Source organism: Actinomadura craniellae, assembly GCF_003289645.1.
Taxonomy (GTDB): Bacteria; Actinomycetota; Actinomycetes; order Streptosporangiales; family Streptosporangiaceae; genus Actinomadura_D; species Actinomadura_D craniellae.
Map to the genome: position 1 here is coordinate 205161 of NZ_QLYX01000009.1, position 23260 is coordinate 228420.

21 protein-coding genes are annotated in these 23260 nt (G+C 72.4%); 13 read left to right on the top strand and 8 right to left on the bottom strand.

Annotated features, from left to right (window positions below; genetic code table 11):
• Window positions 1–129: 129 nt before the first annotated feature.
• The gene (locus tag DPM19_RS20485; RefSeq protein ID WP_111869563.1) at window positions 130–903 is read right to left on the bottom strand and encodes a PadR family transcriptional regulator; all 774 of its coding nucleotides are present in this window, start codon (window positions 901–903) and stop codon (window positions 130–132) included.
• Window positions 900–1739 (bottom strand): DUF4097 family beta strand repeat-containing protein, encoded by an 840-nt coding sequence (locus tag DPM19_RS20490; RefSeq protein WP_111869564.1) that lies wholly within the window; start codon window positions 1737–1739, stop codon window positions 900–902. Before DPM19_RS20490 ends, DPM19_RS20485 begins: the two co-directional genes overlap by 4 nt.
• A gap of 185 nt (window positions 1740–1924) precedes the next feature.
• On the opposite strand from DPM19_RS20490, the gene DPM19_RS20495 reads away from it, so the two are divergent.
• Complete coding sequence (locus DPM19_RS20495) at window positions 1925–2977, top strand: hypothetical protein (protein ID WP_146778927.1); 1053 nt, start codon at window positions 1925–1927, stop codon at window positions 2975–2977.
• Between the two features lie 2 nt (window positions 2978–2979).
• Window positions 2980–3474 (top strand): hypothetical protein, encoded by a 495-nt coding sequence (locus tag DPM19_RS20500; protein ID WP_146778928.1) that lies wholly within the window; start codon window positions 2980–2982, stop codon window positions 3472–3474.
• 3 nt (window positions 3475–3477) lie between these two features.
• Here DPM19_RS20500 and DPM19_RS20505 read toward each other — a convergent pair whose 3' ends face one another.
• From DPM19_RS20505 to DPM19_RS20515, 3 genes are all read right to left on the bottom strand, one after another.
• Window positions 3478–3657, bottom strand: a complete 180-nt coding sequence (locus tag DPM19_RS20505; RefSeq protein WP_111869567.1) for a DUF6104 family protein — start codon at window positions 3655–3657, stop codon at window positions 3478–3480.
• 64 nt (window positions 3658–3721) lie between these two features.
• Complete coding sequence (locus tag DPM19_RS20510) at window positions 3722–7387, bottom strand: multifunctional oxoglutarate decarboxylase/oxoglutarate dehydrogenase thiamine pyrophosphate-binding subunit/dihydrolipoyllysine-residue succinyltransferase subunit (protein ID WP_111869568.1); 3666 nt, start codon at window positions 7385–7387, stop codon at window positions 3722–3724.
• A gap of 149 nt (window positions 7388–7536) precedes the next feature.
• A complete protein-coding gene (locus tag DPM19_RS20515) occupies window positions 7537–8208 on the bottom strand; it encodes an AIM24 family protein (RefSeq protein ID WP_111869569.1) in 672 nt (223 codons plus the stop codon).
• A 192-nt stretch (window positions 8209–8400) separates the two neighbouring features.
• On the opposite strand from DPM19_RS20515, the gene DPM19_RS20520 reads away from it, so the two are divergent.
• Together DPM19_RS20520 and DPM19_RS20525 are read left to right on the top strand one after the other, a co-directional pair.
• Window positions 8401–9303, top strand: a complete 903-nt coding sequence (locus tag DPM19_RS20520) for an SDR family oxidoreductase (RefSeq protein WP_111869570.1) — start codon at window positions 8401–8403, stop codon at window positions 9301–9303.
• The gene (locus DPM19_RS20525; protein ID WP_111869571.1) at window positions 9300–10109 is read left to right on the top strand and encodes an enoyl-CoA hydratase/isomerase family protein; all 810 of its coding nucleotides are present in this window, start codon (window positions 9300–9302) and stop codon (window positions 10107–10109) included. The genes DPM19_RS20520 and DPM19_RS20525 overlap by 4 nt, the downstream gene beginning before the upstream one ends.
• A gap of 25 nt (window positions 10110–10134) precedes the next feature.
• Here DPM19_RS20525 and DPM19_RS20530 read toward each other — a convergent pair whose 3' ends face one another.
• A complete protein-coding gene (locus DPM19_RS20530) occupies window positions 10135–10998 on the bottom strand; it encodes a sirohydrochlorin chelatase (RefSeq protein ID WP_233510525.1) in 864 nt (287 codons plus the stop codon).
• A 283-nt stretch (window positions 10999–11281) separates the two neighbouring features.
• Here DPM19_RS20530 and DPM19_RS20535 point away from each other — a divergent pair, with 283 nt between their 5' ends.
• The 8 genes from DPM19_RS20535 (at window position 11282) to DPM19_RS20570 (ending at window position 19392) form a co-directional block, all read left to right on the top strand.
• Window positions 11282–13759, top strand: coding sequence for a sensor histidine kinase (locus DPM19_RS20535; protein WP_158566840.1), 2478 nt, complete (start codon window positions 11282–11284; stop codon window positions 13757–13759).
• Between the two features lie 2 nt (window positions 13760–13761).
• Window positions 13762–14178 carry a roadblock/LC7 domain-containing protein gene (locus DPM19_RS20540; RefSeq protein ID WP_111869667.1) on the top strand — a complete coding sequence of 139 codons (417 nt, stop codon included), beginning with the start codon at window positions 13762–13764 and terminating at the stop codon, window positions 14176–14178.
• A 7-nt stretch (window positions 14179–14185) separates the two neighbouring features.
• Window positions 14186–14566, top strand: coding sequence for a DUF742 domain-containing protein (locus DPM19_RS20545; protein ID WP_111869574.1), 381 nt, complete (start codon window positions 14186–14188; stop codon window positions 14564–14566).
• 40 nt (window positions 14567–14606) lie between these two features.
• Window positions 14607–15149 (top strand): GTP-binding protein, encoded by a 543-nt coding sequence (locus DPM19_RS20550; RefSeq protein ID WP_111869668.1) that lies wholly within the window; start codon window positions 14607–14609, stop codon window positions 15147–15149.
• A 270-nt stretch (window positions 15150–15419) separates the two neighbouring features.
• Entirely contained in the window at window positions 15420–17972 is a 2553-nt protein-coding gene (locus DPM19_RS20555; RefSeq protein WP_111869575.1) for a nitrate- and nitrite sensing domain-containing protein, read from the top strand.
• Window positions 17969–18385, top strand: coding sequence for a roadblock/LC7 domain-containing protein (locus DPM19_RS20560; protein WP_111869576.1), 417 nt, complete (start codon window positions 17969–17971; stop codon window positions 18383–18385). Before DPM19_RS20555 ends, DPM19_RS20560 begins: the two co-directional genes overlap by 4 nt.
• An 85-nt stretch (window positions 18386–18470) precedes the next feature.
• Complete coding sequence (locus DPM19_RS20565) at window positions 18471–18797, top strand: DUF742 domain-containing protein (protein ID WP_233510526.1); 327 nt, start codon at window positions 18471–18473, stop codon at window positions 18795–18797.
• Window positions 18778–19392, top strand: a complete 615-nt coding sequence (locus DPM19_RS20570; RefSeq protein ID WP_111869578.1) for a GTP-binding protein — start codon at window positions 18778–18780, stop codon at window positions 19390–19392. Before DPM19_RS20565 ends, DPM19_RS20570 begins: the two co-directional genes overlap by 20 nt.
• Window positions 19393–19401: 9 nt before the next feature.
• Here the strand turns inward: DPM19_RS20570 and DPM19_RS20575 are convergent, their stop codons facing one another.
• A complete protein-coding gene (locus tag DPM19_RS20575; protein ID WP_111869579.1) occupies window positions 19402–20070 on the bottom strand; it encodes a cupin domain-containing protein in 669 nt (222 codons plus the stop codon).
• Window positions 20071–20208: 138 nt separating this feature from the next.
• On the opposite strand from DPM19_RS20575, the gene DPM19_RS20580 reads away from it, so the two are divergent.
• Complete coding sequence (locus DPM19_RS20580) at window positions 20209–22734, top strand: hypothetical protein (RefSeq protein WP_111869580.1); 2526 nt, start codon at window positions 20209–20211, stop codon at window positions 22732–22734.
• Window positions 22735–23023: 289 nt separating this feature from the next.
• Here DPM19_RS20580 and DPM19_RS20585 read toward each other — a convergent pair whose 3' ends face one another.
• The gene (locus DPM19_RS20585; RefSeq protein WP_111869581.1) at window positions 23024–23209 is read right to left on the bottom strand and encodes a hypothetical protein; all 186 of its coding nucleotides are present in this window, start codon (window positions 23207–23209) and stop codon (window positions 23024–23026) included.
• Window positions 23210–23260 lie beyond the last annotated feature (51 nt).

Sequence of the window (23260 nt, forward strand, 5' to 3'; positions counted from 1 at the left end):
GCTCACCTGCACGAACGTGGGCTCGCACTCACCCTGCCCGCTTGAGCCGGGCCAACTCGACGCAGTTGCCGCCACCTTGGCTGAGGGTTCAAGCGACCTCCATGTGGTGGTCAAGTACGTCTTGAGGGATCAGGAGGGGTCGCGGCGGCGGAAGAGTTCGGTGAAGAGGCGGTCGGCCGTTTCCTCCAGGATGGTGCGGGCGGCGGTGAGGGTTTCGGTGTCGACGCGGCCGTGGTCCTTGGCGGTCTGGCGGATCTCCTCGACGAAGGAGTGCAGCAGCTCGTCGAGTTCCAGGCGGGCCCGTTCCTCGTCGGTGCCGGTGGCGGCCTGCCAGGTGTCGTCCCAGCTCTGCTGCCAGGCCTGGCGCTGCTCCTGCCACTGGCGTTTCCAGTCGCGGCCGTGGCCGCGCCATTCCTGCTGGTGCCGGCGCCACTGGTCCTTCTGCCGGCGCCATTCGTCCTTCTGGCGGCGGGCGCCGTCCCGGAGGGTCTGCTCGGCGGCCAGCGGGCCCTGCTCGCGGACCTCGCGGACGGCGCGGGTCAGTTCCTCGCGCAGTGAGCGCACCGTTTCGCGGACGTCCTCCTGGACCTCGCGGGCGAACTGCTGGGCGGAGGCCGAGATCTCGGCCTCCAGTTCGGCGAGCTCGTCCATCCGGCGGTCCAGTTCGGCGCGGCCGTCGTCGGTGATCGAGTAGACCTTCTTGCCCTTGACGACCTCGTGCGTGACCAGCCCCTCGCGCTCCAGCCGGGCCAGCCGGGGGTAGATCGTGCCGGGGGAGGGGGAGTAGATCCCCATGAACCGGTCGCGGAGCAGCCGGATCACCTCGTAGCCGTGCCGGGGGCTCTCCTCCAGCAGCTTGAGCAGGTACAACCTGAGCCGGCCGTGGCCGAAAACGGGGGTCAATGTTCCTCCATCTCGGCGCGCGGGGGGTCCGCGGGCCGACTGAGCAGGGTGACGCCGCCCGAGACCGTGGTCACCGACAGCCGTCCCGAACCGGTGCCGAGCCGGCCGGCGACGCCCTTGAGCAGGGGACGCTCGACCGGTTCGAGCCGGGGGAACGAGGTGTCGATCTCTCCGGCGGCGGAGTTCAGGTCGACGTCGGCGGAGGCGGACTCCGGCAGCCGGAGGGCGACCTCGCCGGACACCGTGTGCACCTGAACCTGCCCGGCGCCGACCAGGTCGATGTCGGCGGAGATCCGGCCGCTCACGGTGCGGGCGGTCAGTTTGTCGACCGAGCCGCCCGCCACCGCCAGGTCGCCGGAGACCGAGGTGAAGCCGACGGCGCCGGCCAGCCCCTGCGCCGCGACGTCGCCGGAGACGGTGGACGCGTCGATCCGGCCGGTCACGCCGTCGAGGGTGATGTCGCCCGCCGCGCTCCGGATGGAGGTGCGGGCGGTCAGGCCGGTGACGACCGCGTCGGCGGCGCCCAGGTTGAGCTGGACGGGGCAGTCGTGGGGGACCGTCACGGTGATGACCGCGCGGCCCGCGCCCACCCCCTCGGCCAGTTGCTCCCGCAGCCATTTCAGCAGGCCGTCGGGCGACAGGTTCTGGTGCGTGACGGAGAGCATGCCGGCCTCGTGCGCCACCACCAGGGGCGGGCCGGCCACCTCGGTGATCTCCAGCGAGGGCGGGCCGTCGCCGGCGAGGACGGAGACGCCGCCCGCGACGAGCGTGGCTTTCAGGGCGACCACCCCGTCGAAACCGAGGGTGGTCGGTTCGTCGATCGTCCACTGCGCCATCGCGGCGGCCCTTTCGCCCGGGAGCTGTCTCCTGGATACACGATATGACGCGAAAATCTAAAGTCAAGATGTATCGCGAGTTGGGGCTGGTGTGAGGATTTGGGTCCCACATTGGGTCCGTGGACCTATGCGCCACCGTTCATGAGCGGTTTCAATACTCAGTTCGTCATCGATTGGGGGCATCGGTGCACTGGCGCGGTGAGCGTGGTGAAGGCGCGATCAACTACATCGTGGTGATCGTGCTGATCGGCGCGGTGTTAGCAACAGCGACCGTAGCGGGGTTACCGCAGAAGATCGCGGCGGGGGTGGAGTCGGGGATCTGCCGGGTCACCGACGAGAACTGCGATCCTGCGGCGGGTGCGTCCCCCACGCCGGGTGCGTCCTTACCGGGCGCCCCCTCGCCCGAGGCGCCGCCCCCCACCGAGGGGTTACCGGCCGACGACCCGGCGGTGGTCGCCTACAACAACGCGGTGAACGAGGCGAACGCGGCCGACCTCGAGTTACGGAACGCCGAGGGCGAGTGGGGCGGGGCCAAGGACGAGCTGATCAACCTGCTCAAGGACCTGATCGGGTTGGCGGCGCTGGAGAACTGCCTGGGCGAGGGCGACATCGTCGCCTGCCTGGAACTGGTGGCCACCGCCGTGCCATGGGGCAAGTTCTTCAAACTCCTCAAGACCCTCCCCAAAGCCATCAAGCTGGCCAACCGCCTCAAGAACATCTGGGACCGGGTCTCGGCCGCCCGCAAACGCCGCGACGACGCCCAGGACGCCCTGCGCCGCGCCAGGGAAGCCCTCGACCGCAAGAAGCCGCCGCTGGCCTGCCCGATACCGGTGCCCAGGGGCCTCTCGCCCGGTGTTCCGATCCGGCCGGCGCGCTTCACCGGGACCGCCTCGTACGTCCACCCGCCGGGCGCCGGCGATCACGTCGTCCTGGTCCGCAGGGCCCCACCGGACGCGTGCCGGCTGACCTCCACACCGACCTCCCCGGCGTTCACCAGCAAGACGGTGTACAACAACGGGAAGCTGCGCATCGACGTCGAGAACCCCGTCCCCGGCAAGGACGGAGCCGCCCAGATCCACGTGCAGTTCATGGGCCGGGGCGCCGACCCGACGAAGTACTACTACAACCCGAGCGACGGCACCTGGGTGTCGGAGACCGGTACCGTGCTGTCGGGCCGGATCGCCAGGCAGATCCCGCAGTCCGCGATCACCAAGGCCCTCAACCTGCTGGGGCTCTAGCCATGCGAACGAACGCGCCGATGCACGACCTCCTCGCCGCGCAGGCGGCCCCGGACCTGCCCGGCGACCTCCGGGAGATCGTCGAGGCGGGCTGGACGACCGGGCCCGCCGGGACGCTCCTGCTGGCCGTCCAGTACCGCGACCGCTGGAATCCCGAGGTCGGCGAGGCCGACGTCGGCGCCTACGAGTACGAGATCAACGACATCCACGTCTCGACCGCCGACCTCCCGGTGGACGAGGGTCTGCCCGCCCGGGCCGCCGCCCGGGGCCTGACCTTCGCGCTGCGCGCCATGGAACGGGCCGCCGGGCTGCCAGGCGCCGACCTGCTGGCAGCCGTCGTCAGCACTCCCATCGACGAGGAGTTCCTGGAATCGGGGACCACGGTCAAGTTCTTCACCCGCCGCGGCCGGCACCCCGATTGGTTCGACGACCTCGAACGGTTCCAACTGGACGGCGTCGCGCTGGTCGAGATGCCGGACGCGCTCGGGCGGCGCTGAGCCCTACTCCTCGTCCTCGTCATCGAGCCGGGCCAGCCAGGTGGCCAGCCGCTCGACCGGGGTCTCGAACTCGGGGTTGAGGTCGACGAACTCCCGCAGTCGCTCGGCCACCCAGCCCAGGGTGACCTCCTCGGCGCCCCGGCGGTCGGTCAGCTCCTCGATGCCCCGATCGGTGAAGTACATGGTGGAAACCCCCATCAAGAGGAGAACCCCGGAGCACGAGTGCCCCGGGGTCCTCGCGGTCGTCCTACCGGTCGCCGAACAGCGACTCCAGCAGCCTGCGCTGCTCCAGCTCGTGCTGCTTGGCCGAGCCCACCGCCGGCGAGGAACTCGCCGGGCGGGAGATCCGCCGCAGCTCACGGCCGCCGAGATACGCCGGGAGCGTCAGCGCGAAGAACGGCCAGGCGCCCATGTTCTTCGGCTCGTCCTGCATGTACACGACCTCGGCGTCGGCCGGGTACTTGGCCAGCTCGGCCTTGATCTCGTCGATCGGCAGCGGGTAGAGGCGCTCGATCCGCACGATCGCGGTGGTGGTGTCGCCGGCCTTCTCCCGGGCCGCCACCGCGTCGTAGTAGATCTTGCCGGTGGTGAGCACGACCCGCCGCACGCCCGCCGGGTCGGTGACCGTGGTGTCGGGGATCACCGGCTGGAAGGCGCCCGAGGTGAACGCCGACACCGGCGAGGTGGCCTGCTTGTGCCGCAGCAGGGACTTCGGCGTGAAGACCACCAGCGGCTTGTGCCGGTCCGACAGCGTCTGCCAGCGCAGCAGGTGGAAGTAGTTCGCCGGGGAGGTGGGGTAGACCACGGTCATGTTGTCCTGGGCGCACAGCTGCATGAACCGCTCGATGCGCGCCGAGGAGTGGTCGGGCCCCTGACCCTCGTAGCCGTGCGGGAGCAGCAGCACGACCGAGGAGTGCTGGCCCCACTTCTGCTCGCCGGACGAGATGAACTCGTCGATGATCGACTGGGCGCCGTTGACGAAGTCGCCGAACTGGGCCTCCCACAGCACCAGCGCGTCCGGCCGGGTGAGGGAGTAGCCGTACTCGAAGCCCATTGCGGCGAACTCGCTGAGCAGCGAGTCGTGCACGTAGAACTTCGACACGCCCTGGCCGAACTGGCGCAGCGGGGTGTGCTCCTCACCGGTCTTGCGGTCGACCAGCACCGCGTGCCGCTGGCCGAAGGTGCCGCGCCGGCTGTCCTGGCCGACCAGCCGCACCGGGTGGCCGTCGATCAGCAGCGAGCCGAACGCCAGCAGCTCGCCGGTGGCCCAGTCGATGGCGTCGTCCTCGACCATCTGGGCGCGGCGCTGCAGGATCGGCTGGAGCCGCGGGTGGACGGTGAAGCCCTCGGGCAGGCCGACCTGCGAGTCGATGACGCGCTTGACCACCTCGTGTGGGATCGCCGACCCGGCCGACGCGTGGTCGATCGGGATCCGCTCCTCGGCCTCGGGCTTGACCACCGAACCCGGCTCCTGCGGGCGCTTGGCCGCCTCGCGGGTCTCGGTGAAGGCACGCTCCAACTGGTCCTGGTAGTCGCGCAGCGCCTGCTCGGCCTCCTCGACCGTGATGTCACCGCGGCCGATCAGCGCCTCGGTGTAGAGCTTGCGCACCGAGCGCTTGGCGTCGATCAGGTCGTACATCAGCGGCTGGGTGAACGAGGGGTTGTCGGACTCGTTGTGCCCGCGCCGCCGGTAGCAGACCATGTCGATGACGACGTCCTTCTTGAACGTCTGCCGGTACTCGAAGGCGAACCGCGCCACCCGGGCGCAGGCCTCGGGGTCGTCGCCGTTCACGTGGAAGATCGGCGCCTGGATCATCCGGGCCACGTCGGTGCTGTAGACGCTGGACCGGGAGTACTCCGGCGCGGTGGTGAAGCCCACCTGGTTGTTGACCACCACGTGCACGGTGCCGCCGGTGCGGTAGCCGCGCAGCTGCGACAGGTTCAGCGTCTCGGCCACCACGCCCTGCCCGGCGAACGCCGCGTCGCCGTGGATCAGCACGGGCAGCACGGTGAAGCCGGCCTCGCCGACGTCCAGGATGTCCTGCTTGGCGCGGACGACGCCCTCGGCGACCGGGTTGACGGCCTCCAGGTGGGACGGGTTCGCGGTCAGCGAGGTGCGGATCTTGGAGCCGTCGGCCGCCACGAAGTCGCCCTCGGCGCCCAGGTGGTACTTCACGTCACCGGAGCCCTGGGCGCTGCGCGGGTCGAGGTTGCCCTCGAACTCGCCGAAGATCTGCGCGTAGGACTTGCCGACGATGTTGGCCAGCACGTTCAGCCGGCCGCGGTGGGCCATGCCGATGACGACCTCGTCGAGGTTGTCGTGGGCCGCCGCCGAGATCACCGAGTCCAGCAGCGGGACCAGCGACTCGCCGCCCTCCAGGGAGAACCGCTTCTGGCCGACGAACTTGGTCTGCAGGAAGGTCTCGAACGCCTCCGCGCTGTTCAGCCGGCCGAGGACGTGCAACTGCTCCTCGCGGGACGGCTTGTCGTGCGGGACCTCGACGCGGGCCTGGATCCAGGCCCGCTCCTCGGGGTCCTGGATGTGCATGTACTCGATGCCGACCGTGCGGCAGTACGAGCTGCGCAGCACGCCGAGGATGTCGCGCAGCTTCATGGTGGCCTGGCCGCCGAAGCCGCCGGTGGCGAACTCGCGCTCCAGGTCCCACAGGGTCAGGCCGTGCTTGAGGATGTCGAGGTCGGGGTGCCGGCGCTGCTTGTACTCCAGCGGGTCGGTGTCGGCCATCAGGTGGCCGCGCACCCGGTACGCGTGGATCAGCTCGTGCACCCGGGCGATCTTGGCGACGTCCTCGTCGTGGCTGGCGGAGATGTCCTGGACCCAGCGGACGGGCTCGTAGGGGATCCGCAGCGCCTCGAAGATGTCGTCGTAGAAGCCGTCCTCGCCCAGCAGCAGCCGGTGCACCACCCGCAGGAAGTCGCCCGACTGGGCGCCCTGGATGATCCGGTGGTCGTAGGTGGACGTCAGCGTCATGACCTTGCTGATGCCCATGCGGGAGAGCGTCTCGGCGGAGGCGCCGGCGAACTCGGCCGGGTACTCCATGGCGCCCACGCCGATGATGGCGCCCTGGCCCGGCATCAGCCTGGGCACCGAGTGCACGGTGCCGATGGTGCCCGGGTTGGTCAGGCTGATCGTGGTGCCCTGGTAGTCGTCCAGGGTGAGCTTGTTGTTGCGCGCCTTGCGGATGATCTCTTCGTAGGCGGCCCAGAACTGCCGGAAGTCCAGGGTCTCGGCGGCCTTGATGTTCGGCACCACCAGCTGGCGCTGGCCGTCGTCCTTCTGCAGGTCGATGGCCAGGCCGAAGTTGACGTGCTCGGGCCGGATCAGCGCCGGCTTGCCCTCGACCTCGGCGTAGCTGGCGTTCATCGCCGGCATCGCGTGCAGCGCGCGCACGATCGCGTACCCGATCAGGTGCGTGAAGGAGATCTTCCCGCCCCGGCCGCGCTTGAGGTGGTTGTTGATGACGATGCGGTTGTCGATCAGCAGCTTGGCCGGGACCGCGCGCACGCTGGTCGCGGTCGGCACCTCGAGGCTGGCCTCCATGTTGGCGACCGTGCGCGCCGCCACCCCGCGCAGCCGGACCTCCTCGGCGCCGGCCGGCACGCTCGGCTGTGGGGCCTTGGCGGGCTTGGCGGCCTTCGCCGGAGCGGGCTTGGCCGCCGGCTTGGCGGGGGGCGCGGCCGGCGGAGCCACCTGGGCGCCGTTCTGCCCCGCCTGGGTGGCCTGCGCCGCCGGCCGGGAGTCCGGCTGGTAGTCGGCGAAGAAGTTCCACCAGGCTTCGTCAACGGAGTTGGGGTCTTCGAGGTACTTCTGGTACAGCTCGTCGACCAGCCACTCGTTGGCGCCGAAATCTGTGTGCTTAAGGTCGGCCCTGGTCTGCGACGACTCTGTCGACACGGCGGAGATCGCCCTCTTCCGCAGCTCGCGAATGTTAACCGAGTCAAGGCTACTCGCCTGGCGGCGGCGGCGCGTCGTCAGGAGGTAGCCGGTTCGGTGGCCGTGTCGGAGACCGTGCCACCGACTGTACTGGTGGTGACCGAACGTGACTAGTGGGTGTGCGTCGGGACGGTCGGCCCCTCGCTCGCCTGGACGAGGACGAACCCCTGCCCCTGGAAGGCCAGCTGCATGGCCTCGCCGCTGCCGCGGCCGATCAGCGCCCCGGCCTTGAAGGTGCGGTTGACCCCGACGTGCAAGCCGGCGCTCCACGCCACTGCGGACTGGCCGTCCACGAACGTGGGGGCGCGCCCGGTGTCGAGCATCACGGGGGTGCCGTGCGCGGTGAGCGCCACCCACCCCTGGCCCTGCAGGGTGGTGTTGAACAGCCCGCCGGCCGCGATGCCCGCGCCCTGCACCCGCTGGATGTCCCAGCTCAGCGTGGGGTCGAAGGCGAGGATGTTGGAGCCGTTGACGGTCAGCGCCTCGTTCTCCAGGTAGAAGAGGTGGATGTCGTCGGCGTCGTGGGCGAGGAACAGCAGGCCCTGCCCCCGGACCCGCATCAGCGGCGTGCCCTCGCCGGTCAGCGCCTTCTTGATGAACCGGCCGACCCCGCCGGAGCCCTCGTAGTCGAACTCCATCTGGCCCTGGAAGGCGACCATGGAGCCCTGCCGGGCCAGCGCCTCGCCGTTCAGGTGGACCCGCAGCATCTTGGAGTTCTGCAGAGCGAAGTGCCCGGGCAGCTGCTGCCCCTGGTCCATGTTTCCGAAGAACGAACTGCGCATGGTCGAGCCTTTCGGTGGGAGCTTGGGAGTAAGTCCGGTATCGGCGCCGGTCAGCATAACGACCTGCGATGACATCCGAGCGGTGTTCGGTGGCGCGGGCCGGTGTCCGAACGAGATTCGGTCGAGTGGTACCACTGGGGGGAATCGAGTGCTTACCTATGACGTGCAGGCGGGATCGATCAGGAGGCAGGGATGTCGGAACTGAGGTTCGACGGCCGGGTGGCGGTCGTGACGGGGGCCGGGCACGGCCTGGGGCGGCAGCACGCCCTGGAACTGGCCGGGCGCGGTGCCAAGGTGGTCGTCAACGACCTCGGCGGCGACCGGCACGGCGGCGGCGGGGCCTCCGGCGGGCCGGCCCAGCAGGTCGTCGACGAGATCGTCAAGGCCGGCGGCGAGGCCGTCACCAACCCCGACAACGTGGCCACCCCCGAAGGGGCCGAGGCCATCGTGCAGGCGGCGATCGACGCGTTCGGCAAGATCGACATCGTCATCAACAACGCCGGCATCCTGCGCGACAGGTCCTTCCGGAACATGTCGCCCGAGGAGTTCGACTCCGTCATCGCGGTGCACCTGCGCGGCTCGTTCCTGGTGAGCCGGGCCGCCTGGTCCCACCTGCGCGACCAGGGGTACGGCCGCGTCGTCAACACCTCCTCGCCGGCCGGCCTGTTCGGCAACTTCGGCCAGGCCAACTACTCCGCCGCCAAGATGGGGCTGGTCGGCCTCACCAGGACGCTGGCCGCCGAGGGCGCCAAGTACGGCATCAAGGCCAACGTGATCGCCCCGATCGCGTGGACCCGGATGACCGAGGACGTCATCCCGGCCGACTTCGCCGACCAGCTCGGCGTCGACAAGGTCACCCCGCTCGTCACCTACCTGGCGCACGAGAGCAACGAGACGACCGGTGAGATCTACACCGTCGGCGGCGGCAAGATCGCCCGGGTGTTCGTCGCCGAGACCGACGGCTGGGTCCAGAAGGGCGAACAGACGGCCGAGGACGTCCGCGACCACTGGGAGCAGGTCAACGACGGGACCTCCTACACCGTGCCGAAGAACATCGGCGAGCAGACCATGGCCCTCTTCCAGGCCCTGCAGTGAGCACCCCGAGCCCGCTCCTGCTCGACCGGAGCCGGGACGGGGTGCTGGTCATCACCCTGTCCCGGCCCGAGCGGCTGAACGCGGTCGACGCGGCACTGACCGAGGAACTACACGACGTCCTCAACGACCTCATGCGCGACACCCAGACCCGGGTGGTGGTGCTGACCGGCGCCGGGCGCGGGTTCTGCGCCGGCATGGACATCCAGTCCGGCGACCCGGGCGGCGACACCGGCGAGGGACGCGCCCAGCGGCTCTACCGGGGCATCGCCCGCGGCGGCGAGGTCACCGCCCGGCTGCGGGAGATCCCGCAGCCGGTGATCGCCGCGCTGCACGGGCCGGTGGCCGGTATGGGCGTCTCCTGGGCACTCGCCTGCGACCTGCGGGTGGCCGACCCGACCACCAGGTTCGTGGTCCCCTTCCTGGACCTGGGCCTGTCGGGCGGCGACTGCGGCCTGTCCTGGCTGCTGCCCCGGCTGGCCGGCGCGGCGCCCGCCGCGGAAATCCTCTACCGGGCGCGCCGGCTCTCCGCCGACGAAGCCCGGGGACTCGGCCTGCTCACCGAGATCACCGAGGCGGGCGGGGACCTGGCCGGGGCGCTGGCCCTGGCGGACGAACTGCTGGCGCGCTCGCCGTACGGGCTGCGGCACACCAAGGAACTGCTGAACCTGGCGCTGGACGCGCCCGGCCTGCGCCAGCAACTCGCCCTGGAGGCCCGCACCCAGGCCCTGGCCTTCTTCACGGAGGACCTGGTCGAGGGGATGTCCGCGACGCTGGAGAAGCGGCGCCCGGAGTTCAAGAACCGCTGACGGGCGCCGCCGCCCGTCCCTCGGCTCAGCCGGTGAGCGCCCGTTCCAGGGCCTCGACGTAGCGCAGGGCGATGAGCTGGGCCAGGGCCGGGTGGGCGCCCAGCAGTCCGGCGGACTGGACGCCGAGTTCGGCGACCGCCGCGCCGGCCAGCCCGGCGTCCACCTCGGGCCCGATCACGGCCGGAGCGATCGCGATCCGCAGGGCGCCGGTGCGCTGCAACTGGGCCGCCGCGTCGCGGATCGTGGGGACGCCGTCCAGCGAGCCGGTGACGACGGGCACGGCCAGCCGGGAGGCCAGCAGCACGCTGCTCATCTCGGCGTCACGGACCGCGCCCTCGCCGCCGGCGGTGGCCACGACGATGCCTCCGGCGGCGCTCACCATGCTCACCATCCGCACCCGGTCCGCCCGGGCCAGCCCGGCCTCGGCGAGCCGCTCGTGCAGCGCCTGGGCGATCAGCGGGTGGGGGCCCAGCGACTGGGCGACGACGACGGGGCCGGGCGCCGTGCCGACCGAGTCCTGGAGGGTCTTGTCGACCGCGGGGTGGGGGCCGACCAGCAGGGGGACGACCACGGCGGCCGGCGACCCTTCGGCGACGGCGTGGTCGGCGACCGCGGCGGCCAGCACGTCCGTAAGGGGGTTACGGTCGCCCTCCAGATGACCGATCCAGACCGGGCGGCCGGTGTGCGCCGTCTCGGTGAGCAGCCCGAGTTCCGCCGCGACGGCCGCGCCGGGACCGCCCTCGGGTCCGGGAACGGCCAGGACCAGCGCGGGAGCGTCCGGCGGCAGGGCGAACGACTCCGCTCCGCGGTGGCGTCCGCTGCGGCGCGCGCGGCGCCGCACGGGCAGGTTTCCAGGGCCTTCAGGGTCAGGGGAGCTGTCAATGGTCACGGCCCGCATCGTAGACGCTCCAGCGGGACGGCAAGCGCGAAGGCGGACATTTGGCCCCGCATCCTGAGGTTCCGCGGGGTGTCCGGCGGAGGGCCGTGAGGCGCGTGGGGCGGAGGGGGCGGGCATGTTTTGTGCCCGCCGGGAGGTTACTTTCGGTAGAAAGTGACTTTCTTCATAAGGAAGGCATACTCTCTAGCATCACGCCGCCCGCCCCCTGCCACCTGGCGTCTGCTCGTTACGAGGTTCCATGCGTAAAAGCACGCGTTCGATCCGCTTCAGGGTCTTGGCTCTCTTTCTCGTCCCGCTCATCACCCTCACCGCGCTGTGGGGCTTCGCGGCCAACGAAACATTCGGTGCCGCGGTCGACCAGCGCAACTGGGAGAAACATGAGGGAACCCTGGGCGAGCGTCTCCAGCGGATGTTCCGGGAGACCGCCCAGGAGCGACTGGAGTCCGTCATGTTCGCCGGCGCCGCCGGCGCCGCCGCCGGTGCCGGCCCCGCCGCGGGGAACGGCCGGGCCACGATGGACGCCCAGCGCAGGCGGACCGACGCCATCGTGGCCGAGACAAGCGCGCTGTTCCGGCGGGACGACGTCCTGTCCCTGTTCCCGACCAGCGGTTCCCGGATCTACATCGACGACACCTTCCAGCGGTTCGCCCGGCTGGGCGAGATCCGGCAGGCGATCGACTCCGGCGGGGCGAGCCGGTTCAAGGTGATGGAGGAGTTCAACGCCCTCAGCGACTCGCTCTTCCGGCTCACCACGTTCATGTCCATGCGCGACAAGGTCACGCTCTACCGGCCCGCCGCGGCGATGATCACTTTCGAGCGCAGCATGGAGATGGCCGGCCGCCAGGCGTCGATCCTCGGTGCCGTCATGGCCTCCGGGGGCCGGATGACCGAGGCCGAGCGCCGGCTGTTCCAGAGCATGGCGGCGAACCGGCGCTTCCTGCTCGACGAGGCGTACGGGCAGATGGTGGACTTCAAGCTGCGCGAGGCCTACGCCCCGGCCTTCGGGTCGCCGGCCCGCGCCCGGCTGGACGCGCTGGAGAACCAGGTCGTCGCCTCCCGCAGCGCGCGGCTCGCGGTCGACCCGCGGCTGTGGCAGCAGAACCTGCTCGCCATGGCGCAGGCGGGCTTCAAGGGGTCGCGGCACGGCGAGGCGGCGATCAACGACGAGGCCGCCAACACGAACCGGTCGATCTACATCCGGCTGGGCCTGGCCGGCGGGCTCGGGCTCGTGCTGCTGCTGCTCTCGGTGTTCCTGATGGTCCGGTTCGGCCGGGGACTGTCCCGCGAGCTGGGCGGCGTGCAGACCGAGGCCACCGAGCTCGCCGACCGGCGGCTGCCCCGCGTCGTCGACCGGCTCCGCCGCGGTGAGGAGGTGGACGTCGACGCCGAGGCGCCGCCGCTGCGGCACGGCAGCACCACGGAGGTGGCCCGGCTGGCGCAGGCGTTCTCGTCGGTGCAGCGCACCGCGATCGGCGCGGCGGTCGGCCAGGCCGAGCTGCGCAAGGCCGTCGGCGACATCTTCCTCAAGCTGGCCCGGCGCAACCAGTCGCTGCTGCACCGCCAGCTCGCCATGCTCGACGAGCTGGAGCACCGTGCCGCTCCCGACGACCTCGACGACCTGTTCAAGCTCGACCACCTGACCACGCGCATGCGGCGGCACGCCGAGAGCCTGATCATCCTGTCCGGCGCGGCACCCGGGCGCGGCTGGCGCAATCCGGTGGCGATGATCGACGTGCTCCGCGGCGCCGCCGGCGAGGTCGAGGACTACAAGCGGGTCAAGGTGCGCAACGACTCGCGCGAGGGGCTGGTCGGGGGCGCCGTCGCGGACGTGATCCACCTGCTCGCGGAGCTGCTGGAGAACGCCACCTCCTTCTCCCCGCCCAACACCGAGGTCGTGGTCCGGGCGGAGACCGTCGGCACCGGGTTCGCGGTGGAGATCGAGGACCGCGGGCTGGGGATGAGCGAGGCCAAGCTGGCCGAGTGCAACGAGCGGCTGGAGAACCCGCCGGAGTTCGACGTGGCCGACACCGACCAGCTCGGCCTGTTCGTGGTCGCCCGGCTGGCGGCCAGGCACGACATCAAGGTCGTGCTGCGGCCGTCGCCGTACGGCGGGATCCTGGCCATCGTGCTGCTCCCGCACTCCGTGGTGGTGCCCGAGGGCGACTTCGCGGCGTACGACGGAAGCGAGCAGCCCGCCTCCGTCCAGCGGGAGCGGGCCGGGCTGAGCGACTCGGGGTCCTGGCAGACGGTTCCGCCACGCGTCCCCGAGGAGCTCGGTCACCGGGCCGGTGACACCGCGCCGCGCCTGGGGTTGAGCGATTCGGGGTCCTGGCAGACGGTTCCGCCGCGGGCCCCCGAGCCGCCCGGCCCCCGGGCCGAGGACACCGCGCCGCATCCGGGGCCGAGCGATTCGGGATCCTGGCAGACGACCCCGCCGGGTGGCCGCTCCACCGGGGGCGGCCCGTCGAGACCCGGAGCGCACCGCCGGCCGGAGCCGGAGCCGAAGCCGGAGAGCGGGCCTCCCGCTCCGCCGCGACCGACCCATGCCGGGCTGCCCGTGCGGACGCGCCAGGCGAACCTGGCGCCCCAGCTGCGCCGGAAGGGCAAGGCCGCGCCGCCGCCGCCCGCCGCCCCCGGCACGGAGGTCGTGCGATCGCCGGAGGAGGCACGGTCGCTGATGGCTTCGATGCAAGAGGGCTGGTTGCGTGGGCGGGAGACGCCCACTGATCGGAACGGGAACAGGGGTACATGATCATGACTGACACCACGACACCCGAGCTGAACTGGTTGCTCGACGAGATGGTCGACCGGGTGCCGGTGGTCCGACAGGCCGTCGTCCTGTCGCGGGACGGGCTGGCGGTCGGCGCGTCCCGGTCGCTGGAGCGGGAGGACGCCGAGCACCTGTCGGCGCTGGCCGCGGGGGTGCAGAGCCTGGCCCGTGGGGCGGGCATGCACTTCGGCGGTGGCGAGCTGCGCCAGACCGTCATCGAGACGGCTTCGTTCTTCCTTTTCGTCACCGCGGCCGGGCACGGCACCTGCCTGGCGGTGCTGACGTCGTCCGACGCGGACGCCGGGCTGGTCGCCTACGAGATGGCGGTGCTGGTCAAGCGTGTCGGTGAACATTTCCGGGCCAATCCCCGTGTTCCGGGGCCGGTACTGGCATGGGAGTGATCCTGGGATGAACCGGCAGAACGACGACAGGTGGCTCGACCAGGAGGCCGGGCCGATCGTGCGCCCGTACGCCATGACCGGAGGGCGGACCCGGCCGCGCAACGACGCGGAGCTGGACCTCATGGCCATCGTGGAGGCCACCGGACGGGTGGCCTACGACCGGCTGCGGCTGGGACCCGAGCATTTCGAGCTGCTGGAGCTGTGCCGGCGGCCGATGTCGGTGGTGGACGTGGCCTCCGGTGTCCGCTTCCCGCTGGGGGTGGTCCGGGTGCTGCTGGGTGACCTGCGTGACGAGGGGATGATCGTTTTGACTGCTCCGCTGCGGCGCGAGCTGATGTCCAGGGAAGGCGTGCTGCGGGAGGTGCTCAGTGGCCTTCGAGCGCTCTGAGAGTTCCACCGAACGCCCTCCGCTGGTCGCCACGAAGATCATGGTGGCGGGCGGGTTCGGGGTCGGCAAGACGACCCTGGTCGGGGCGATCAGCGAGATCCGGCCGCTGCGCACCGAGGAACCGCTGAGCGTCCGGAGCATCGGGGTGGACGACACTGCGGGGGTGGAGGGCAAGTCGACCACCACCGTGGCGATGGACTTCGGCCGGATCACCTTGCACGAGCGGCTGGTGCTGTACCTGTTCGGTACGCCGGGGCAGGACCGGTTCTGGTTCATGTGGGACGAGTTGTCGCACGGGGCGCTGGGCGGGGTGGTGCTGGCCGACACCCGCCGGCTGGCCGACAGCTTCGCGTCCATCGACTACTTCGAGGGCCGGCAGATCCCGTTCGCGGTGGCGGTCAACAGGTTCGACGACGCCGATTCCCACGATCCGGCCGATGTCCGCATCGCCCTGGACCTGGATCCGCAGGTGCCGCTGGTGATCTGCGACGCTCGCGACCGCCAGTCGGTGAAGGAGGTGCTCGTGACGCTCGTCGAGCACGTGCTGCGGGTGGAGGCGGGTGAGACCGCCCCGGCGGGCTGAGGGCGGCCCGAGGTCCGGTAGTGGGGCAGAGAGAGGCAGAAGGTAAGTTCTGTCCGCTATCGACGATGGTTGTGATGGAAGTTATTATTTCTACCGGTATGCGCCTAGTGTCAGATGTGCCTAGAGTTACCCTAGTAACGCGCTCGCAACGATATTTGTCGGTTGCGGAGTGAATGATCACGTCAGACGCATAGTGGGCGTAGTAAGCTCCCTTCCCCCGCTTGGCATGTCGTACGGGAGGGGACCCGCCATGAGTTTCCGCGAGGCGTGATGGCTTCCCGCACCCAGTCGATCCGCACCAAGATCGTCATTCTGCTGGTGGTGCCGCTCGTCTCGTTCACCGGGCTGTGGGCCTACGTGGCGGTGACCACCTACTCCGACAGCGTGCAGATGCTCCGGGCCCGGACCTTCGACCAGAACCTCGTCCGGCCCACCCAGGAACTGATCGTGGCCCTCCAGCACGAACGCCGGATGTCCGTGGCCTTCCTGGGCGGGGACTCCTCGCTGGACCGGTCGGGCTTCCTCGCCCAGCGGGCCGCCACCGACCGCGCCCGGGCGGCCTACATCCGCGGGAGCACCGGCGCGCAGGCCCGCGAGGTGGTCGACGAGGGGACCCGGCGGCGGCTCGACGACCTGAGGCGCAGGCTCGGTGAGGTCGACACGCTGCGCGCCCAGATCGACGCCCGCCAGGTCGGCCGGCCCCGGGCGCTCGCCGACTACAGCTCGCTCGTGGACGTGGCGCTGAACGTCTACAAGGGGACACCTCCGCCGAAGGACGCCGGCATCGCGCAGGACCTCGACAACCTGCTCCGGCTGGGCGCCGCCCGGGAACTCCTCGGCCGCGCCGACTCGCTGGCCACCGGCGCCCTGCTGCACGGCCGGTTCACCGCCGCCGAGTTCGAGCAGTTCGAGCAGCTCACCGCCGCCTACCGGCACTACTACGCGGACCTGGAGCCGAGCCTGAAGGCCCGGGACCGCGACCGCTACCAGGACTTCGTCACCAGCCCGCAGTACAGCCGCTACCGCACCCTGGAGAACCGGCTGCTGGCCTTCGAGGGGCGCCGCGGCCCGATACCGGTGGACGCCGGGACCTGGCACACCGCCTCCGAAGCGGTGATCGTCAGCCTGCGGGAGTTCGAGCGGCAGGCGCTGGCCGACACGACGCGGCGGTCCCGGGAGACCGCGATCGGCGTCTTCACCAGGCTCGGGCTGGCCACCGGGCTCGGCCTGCTGGCGTTCCTGGTCTCCGCCGCGGTGGCCTGGCGGATCGCCCGCCGGATGGTCACCGAGAGCCGCACCATGGCCGACGCGGTCACCGAGTTCACCGGCCACTACCTGCCGGCGCTGGCCGACAGCGTCCGCAAGGGCGAGCCGATCGACCTCGACCGGGCCATCCCCAGCCCGCACCTCACCATCACCGAGATCGACCGGATCTCCGCCTCGTTCACCGCGGCCGGCCGCGAGGTCATCGCCGCGACCAAGCACGAGCTCGAGGCCCGCCGCGCCATCAACGAGGTGTTCGTCGTCCTGGCCCGGCGCAGCCAGGCGCTGCTGCACCGCCAGCTCAACCTGCTCGACAGCATGCAACGCCGGACGGAGGAGCCGGCCGAGCTGACGGACCTGTTCCAGCTCGACCACCTGGCCACCCGCATGCGCCGGCACGCCGAGGGCCTGGTCATCATGGCCGGCAAGTCCGCCGGCCGGACCTGGCGCACCCCGGTGCCGTTCATCGACGTGGTGCGCGGCGCCGTGGCCGAGGTGGAGGACTACACCCGGGTCCGGGTGCTGCCGATGCCCGGGGCCGCGCTCTCGGGCACCGCCGTCGCGGACATGATCCACCTGCTTGCCGAACTGGTGGAGAACGCCACCCTGTTCTCCTCGCCGCAGTCGCCCGTCGAGATCAGCGGCCAGGTCGTGTCCAGCGGTTACGCGATCGAGATCGAGGACCGCGGGCTGGGCCTGGAACCGGAGGCGCTGGCGGAGATCAACCAGCGGCTGCTGGACCCGCCCGAGGTCAACCTGTCCGACATGGCGCGGCTCGGGCTGTTCGTGGTCGCCCGGTTGGCCCGGCGGCACGACGTGCGCGTCTCGCTGCGCGCCTCGCCCTACGGTGGGACGACCGCGATCGTGCTCGTCCCGTCCGCACTGATCGTCGAGCCCGCCGCCGAGGGCCGGGTGCCGGGCGACCTGCGGGTGACCCCGCCCGGGCTGGGCGTCGGAGTTCCCGAACCGGAGCCCGTGCGCCGGCCCGAGCCCGTGCCGTCCCCAGCCCCGACCCCGCCTGCGCCGGCACCCGAGCCGTACTTGGCCATGGCGCTGAGCGGTGAGCAGGAGGCCCTGCCCCGCCGTCGGCGGCAGAGCCGGGAGCCGGGCGCGCAGACCGGGGCCCCTGAAGAGTTGCCGCGCCGGACGCGGCAGAGCCGGGAGCCGGGCGCGCAGACCGGGGCCCCTGAAGAGTTGCCGCGCCGGACGCGGCAGGACCGGGTGCCGGGCGCGCAGGCCGGGGCTCCCGACGAGTTGCCGCGGCGACGCGTCTCCCGGGCCGCATCGGCGGAGGAGCCTGCCGGGCCCGTCCCGCTGGGCGCACCGGTGCCGGCATCGCCCGCACCCGGGCGGCAGGCGGACCGGACCGGCGAGGTACCGGGGCCGGCCGAGGAGGACGAGCGGCGGCCGGAGGTCCTGCGGACCAGGATGGCCGCCATGCAGCGCGGCTGGCAGCGCGGGCGGCTGGAGGCCCGCAGGGCGGGGATCTCCGACGGAGAGGCCGGGGAGTCCGCGGCGGAGGACAAGGCAGCATCGGGGACAGAGGAGGACGGCACATGACGGATGTAGCGAGCCAGACCGGCGAGCTGAACTGGCTGCTCGACAGCCTGGTCGAGCGGGTGGCGCAGGTCAGGCACGCGGTGGTCCTCTCCAGCGACGGCCTGCGCATCGCCTCCTCGAAGGGCTTCGGCCGCGACGACGCCGAGCGGCTGGCCGCCGTCTCGGCCACCTTCCAGAGCCTGGCGCGGGGCGCCGGCGAGGAGTTCGGCGGCGGCAAGGTCCGGCAGACCATCGTGGAGATGGACGAGGCCTTCCTGTTCGTGACCGCGGCTGGTCAGGGGGCCTGCCTGGCGCTGCTGGCCGACGCCGAGGCCGATGTGGGCGTCATCGCCTACGAGATGGCCATGCTCGTCACCCGGGTGGGGCGGCATCTGTCGGCGAATCCGAGGGTGGCGGCCCAGCGCGATGGATGATGGGGGCGACAGGGGCGGGAGTCTGGACTCCCGCCGCGGGGACCGGCATTCTCATGAGTGGGCAGACGAGGCGGCGGGGCCCGTCGTGCGCCCGTTCGCGCTGGTTGGCGGGCGGACCGCCATCGCCCGCGATGATCTCGATCTGATCGCGGTCGTCGAAACCTCCGCGTCCCTACCCGAGGAGACGTCCCCTCTGGCCCCGGAACATGAGACGATCTTGCAAGTCTGCCGGACACCGCTGTCGGTGGCCGAGGTCGCGTCCGAACTCGACCTCGCCCTGGGAGTGGTCCGGGTGATGCTCGGCGACCTGCTGGACGCCGGGTTCATCGAGGTGCGCCGGCCCGCGCCGGTGGCGCAGTTCCCCAACGAGCGCGTACTCAAGGATGTGATCGATGGACTCCGTGCGCTCTGAACCCGCGAGGAACGCGGGCGACGAGGCCTCACTCACGGTGAAGATCCTGGTCGCCGGTGGTTTCGGCGTCGGGAAGTCGACCATGGTCGCTTCGGTCAGCGAGATCCGGCCGTTGCGCACCGAGGAGCAGCTCACCGAAAAGAGCGTGGGCGTCGACGACACCTCCAAAGTGCAGCAGAAGACCACCACGACCGTCGCGATGGACTTCGGCCGGATCACCCTGCCGACGGGCCTGGTCCTCTACCTGTTCGGCACGCCCGGCCAGGACCGGTTCTGGTTCATGTGGGACGAGCTGTCGCAGGGGGCGCTGGGCGCGGTGGTGCTGGTCGACACCCGCCGGCTGGCCGACTGCTTCGCTTCGATCGACTACTTCGAGCGTCGCGGGGTGCCGTTCATCATTGCGGTGAACCATTTCCCGGGCGCCAAGCGGTACACGGCCGACGACCTGCGGGCGGCGCTCGACCTCGACGGCGACATCCCCGTGATCGACGGGGACGTCCGCGACCGGGAGTCGGGCAAGGCCGTTCTGATCAAGCTGGTCGAGCACGTGCTGAGCCGGACCACCAAGCGCCGGGCCGCTGCGGCCCGGAGCTGACGGCCCGGCTCACCGTACCCGGAAGTCCGCGAAGTCGAATCCCGGTGACACCACGCAGCTCACCAGGACCTCTTCGGGGCCGGCCGGGCGGGCGGCCTGCCAGACGCCCGCGGGCACGAGGGCCTGCGGGCGCTGGCCGGCCTCGATCGCGGGGCCCAGCACGATCTCCCGCGGTTCGGCCGGTGCGTGCCCGGAGCCGCCCAGCAGCAGGGTCAGCGGCCCACCCCGGTGCCAGAGCCAGACCTCGTCGGAACGGACCACATGCCACATCGACTCCTCGCCGGGCGGCAGCAGGAAGTAGATGCCCGTCGCGCTGACCCGCTCGCCCGGCCGGTCGGGCGGGTTCAGCCGCACCGAGGTGGCCCATGTCTCGCGGAACCAGCCGCCCTCGGGATGCGGCGCCAGGTCCAGCGCCTCGGCCGCGGCCGGGCGGGCCAGCAGCGCCACGTGCCGGCCGTCGGGGCCGCGCCGCGCGTACCGCACCGCGACCGCGCGGGACGGGTCGATCGGGCCGTCGCCGTCCGCCGGATCGAGGGTCACCGCGACGACCTGGCCCGCGGGGAAGAGGGCGTCGGCGACCGCCAGCGCCTCGGTGTCGCCGGACGCCCGGCCGCAGGGCGCCGTGGCCGGATCGAACCGGTCGTGCCATGCCTCGGCCGTCGTCAGGAGCAGCGTCATCCGACCGACTTTATAGGAAATGCCCGATTTGTTCGAAATGCCGATCGGGTGAATCCCGCCCCGCGCCCGGATCCGGCGCGGTTTCATGAGAAGTCTCCGGCGCGCACGCGGCGCCGGACGGGTGAGTAAGGAGCGGGCGTGGCGGCAAGGACCCCAGGCCAGGAAGGTACCGGGCGCCCTCCCGGAGAGGTCGAGATCGACGGCGGCCCCGAGCATCCCACCGAGCCGTTCGCCCGGGTGACCGGTGCCGAGCCGCCATCCGGACCGGCTCGCAACGGCCGGGTCGGCGGGACGCCCGAGTTCTCGCCCTGGCAGCGCTCGCACGCGGTCTGGCACCGGGGCGGGGTCGACTGGGTGCGGCCGGCCGCCGGCGACACCCCGGTCGCGTCCGCCGCGCCCGCGCCGTCCCGGCCACGGATCCGGCCGCCGCGGCTCGCCCGGACCCCGCTGATCCTGGGGACGGCCACGGTGGTGCTGGCCGCGGTGGGGCTGTACGCGGTACTCGACGACGGGCACGAGGCGCGCCCGCCGGCTCCGGGCGCGACGCGCGCCGACCGGCTGTTCGCGCTCGACCCGGCGGCGGCCGACGGCCGGGTCCAGGACCTGGCCGCGGTGGCCGTGGCCGGACCGGTCGCCGTGGCGGCCGGGTCCGAGACCGGCGGCGGCGGTGACCGGGCCTGGTTCCTGAGCACGGCCGACGGCGGCCGCGTCTGGCGGGCCGCCCGGGTGCAGGCCCCGGGCGGGGCGGAGGCGCCCCCCGGCGAACACCCCCGGCTGCTGGCGGGCGGCCCGGGCGGCTGGGTCGCGCTCGGCGGGTCCCCCGAGGCCGCCGGGTCCGTCACGGCCGGCTGGGTCGGCGGGGACGCGGTCACCTGGACCCGGGTGGACCTCGGGCCCGCCTTCGCAGGCGGCACGGTGCACGGCCTGGCCGCGACCGGGACCGGCTTCGTGGCGGTCGGCGCGGCCGGCGGCACCGCCGCGGCGTGGACGAGCGGGGACGGGCGCGCCTGGCAGCGGGCCGCGCCCCCCGGCGGGGTCCGGCTGGACCGGGTGGCGGCGTCCGGCGCGGTCGCGGTCGCGACCGGCATGACCACCCGGCGGACCACCCGGACGGTCCGCCGCGGGAACCGCAACCGCAAGGTCGCCGTCACGGTGCAGGAGCCCGCCCTGTGGCGCTCCGCGGACGGCGGCCGGACCTGGACCCGCGGCGCGGTCCCGCAGGACCAGGGCGCGCGGGGGGCGCTGCGCGGGCCGGTCGCCGGGCCGGGCGGGTTCTCCCTGGCCCGGGAGGCCGAGCGCGCCACCGGCCGGGGCCGAGCCCGCAAGGTCACCCGGTACGCCGTGGCCTTCCGCTCCGCCGACGGCGCCGCCTGGGCACCGGCCGGGCAGATCGGCTCGGCCGACTACGCCGGGCTCGACCGGCTGGCCGGTTCGGCCGCGGGGCTGGCGGCCCTGATCCGGGTCGGCGGCGGGCGGCTCGCCCTGCTGCGCAGCCCCGACGGCCGGAGCTGGCAGCGCGCCCCCGAGGACGTCGCCGAGCCGGACCCGAGCGGGCTGGCGGTGCTGCCGGCCGGGCCGGTGCTGGCCGGCCGGCAGGGCGACGACGCCCGCCTGACGATCGCGGGGACGGGCGACGTCGACGTGGCCCGGATCCCCGGCGCGATCCGGCCCGAGCGCACGATCGCCGCCCTCGTCCCGGCGGGCCGCCGGCTGGTCGCGGTCGGCGGGTCCGGCGGCGACGCGGCGATCTGGACGGCGCCCGACGGCCGGGCGTGGGCCCGCGTGCAGGGCGGCGAACTCGGCGGGGACGGCCGGCAGACGCTCACCGGAGCGGTGGCCGGCCCGCAGGGCTGGCTGGCGGTCGGCCGGCACGACGGCGACCCGGCCCGTCCGCTGGCCCGCACCTCGACCGACGGCGCGACCTGGGCCCCGGCCCCGGGCTTCCCGGGCGAGCCGGGATCGGCCCCGCGCGCGGCGGCGCACGGCCCGGCCGGCTACGTGGTGGTCGGCACGGCGGGCGGAGCGGGCGCCGGCTGGCACTCGGCCGACCTGCGGACCTGGACGCGCGGCACCGGAGACTTCGGCACGGGAGCCCGGCCGCTGGGCGTGGCCGCGGTGCCCGCGGGCCCGGGCGGTTACGCGGCCGTCGGCGCGTTCACCCGGGACGGCAAGGCGACGCCCGGGGTGTGGACCTCCCCGGACGGCCGGGCGTGGACCGCCGGGACCGCACCCGGCCTGCCCGCCGGGGCGGAGTCGGGCGAACTGACCCGGGTGGCCGCCCACGGCGGCGTGCTCGTCGCGCTGGGCCATGCCGTCCAGGCAGGCCAGAACGTGCCGTTCGTCGCGGTGTCGGCGGACGCCGGGCGTACCTGGCAGGCGCAGCCGCTGCCCGGTGGGGGGCGGGCCACCGCGATCGTCGCCACCTCCCGCGGCTTCGTCGTCACGGGCGCCACCGGAGCCCCGGGCGCCGGCGACGCGGCGCTGTGGAGTTCGGTGGACGGCCGGGCGTGGCGGCAGGTCCGCCCGCGCGGCACCCACCTGGACGGTCCCGGAGACCAGTGGTTCACCGCCGCGGCCCCGCTCGGCGGCGAGTTGGTGCTCACCGGCGTCACCGTGGACGCCCGGGGCGAGGCGCCGACGCTGTGGCGCACGACCCTGCCCTGAGCGGTAGGGACCGGAAGCGGCCTTTGGCGGCTCTAGGCGGTGGGGCTCGTCCGGCGTACCCTCCGGGCAAGGAGAGGAGTTCACATGGATGTTCGGACCGGAACGCCGGGCTGTGGCCAGTGCTCCTGCTCTCTCGGAGAGCGGGGCGTGAACATTCCGGCCACCGCGATGAAGGACCGATGACCGGAGGAGCCCCTGCCCGCGGGCGGGCAGGGGCTCGCGGGCCGGCCGGCGGGGGGTAGGGCGGAGACCGGCCGACCCTGCCTCGTCGGGACCCTGGAAGGCAGGGTCAGTCCGCGTCGATGTGCATGTCGATGCCGAGCAGGACCAGGAACCACAGGAAGATGGCGAGCAGCGCGCTGCCGACCCTGCGGAGCAGTTCCACGTCGATGTAGTCGCGGTCCCAGGCGACGAACACGCCGATGATGATGTATATGAGCCCGATCAGGCTGATGCCCGAGCGATAGCGGAACATGGCGTCCTCCGGGGGGTCTCGTGTTGCGGCCCGGGGATCCCCGCTGGAGCG

Bases quoted from the DNA above. Each gene is read 5' to 3' on its own strand.
- DPM19_RS20555 (WP_111869575.1), top strand. From the start codon at position 15,420: ATGGCTTCCCGCACCCAGTCGATCCGCACCAAGATCGTCATTCTGCTG.
- DPM19_RS20520 (WP_111869570.1), top strand. From the start codon at position 8,401: ATGTCGGAACTGAGGTTCGACGGCCGGGTGGCGGTCGTGACGGGGGCC.
- DPM19_RS20545 (WP_111869574.1), top strand. From the start codon at position 14,186: ATGAACCGGCAGAACGACGACAGGTGGCTCGACCAGGAGGCCGGGCCG.
- DPM19_RS20500 (WP_146778928.1), top strand. From the start codon at position 2,980: ATGCGAACGAACGCGCCGATGCACGACCTCCTCGCCGCGCAGGCGGCC.
- DPM19_RS20560 (WP_111869576.1), top strand. From the start codon at position 17,969: ATGACGGATGTAGCGAGCCAGACCGGCGAGCTGAACTGGCTGCTCGAC.
- DPM19_RS20575 (WP_111869579.1), bottom strand. From the start codon at position 20,070: ATGACGCTGCTCCTGACGACGGCCGAGGCATGGCACGACCGGTTCGAT.
- DPM19_RS20540 (WP_111869667.1), top strand. From the start codon at position 13,762: ATGACTGACACCACGACACCCGAGCTGAACTGGTTGCTCGACGAGATG.
- DPM19_RS20585 (WP_111869581.1), bottom strand. From the start codon at position 23,209: ATGTTCCGCTATCGCTCGGGCATCAGCCTGATCGGGCTCATATACATC.
- DPM19_RS20515 (WP_111869569.1), bottom strand. From the start codon at position 8,208: ATGCGCAGTTCGTTCTTCGGAAACATGGACCAGGGGCAGCAGCTGCCC.
- DPM19_RS20505 (WP_111869567.1), bottom strand. From the start codon at position 3,657: ATGTACTTCACCGATCGGGGCATCGAGGAGCTGACCGACCGCCGGGGC.
- DPM19_RS20550 (WP_111869668.1), top strand. From the start codon at position 14,607: ATGGTGGCGGGCGGGTTCGGGGTCGGCAAGACGACCCTGGTCGGGGCG.
- DPM19_RS20490 (WP_111869564.1), bottom strand. From the start codon at position 1,739: ATGGCGCAGTGGACGATCGACGAACCGACCACCCTCGGTTTCGACGGG.
- DPM19_RS20570 (WP_111869578.1), top strand. From the start codon at position 18,778: ATGGACTCCGTGCGCTCTGAACCCGCGAGGAACGCGGGCGACGAGGCC.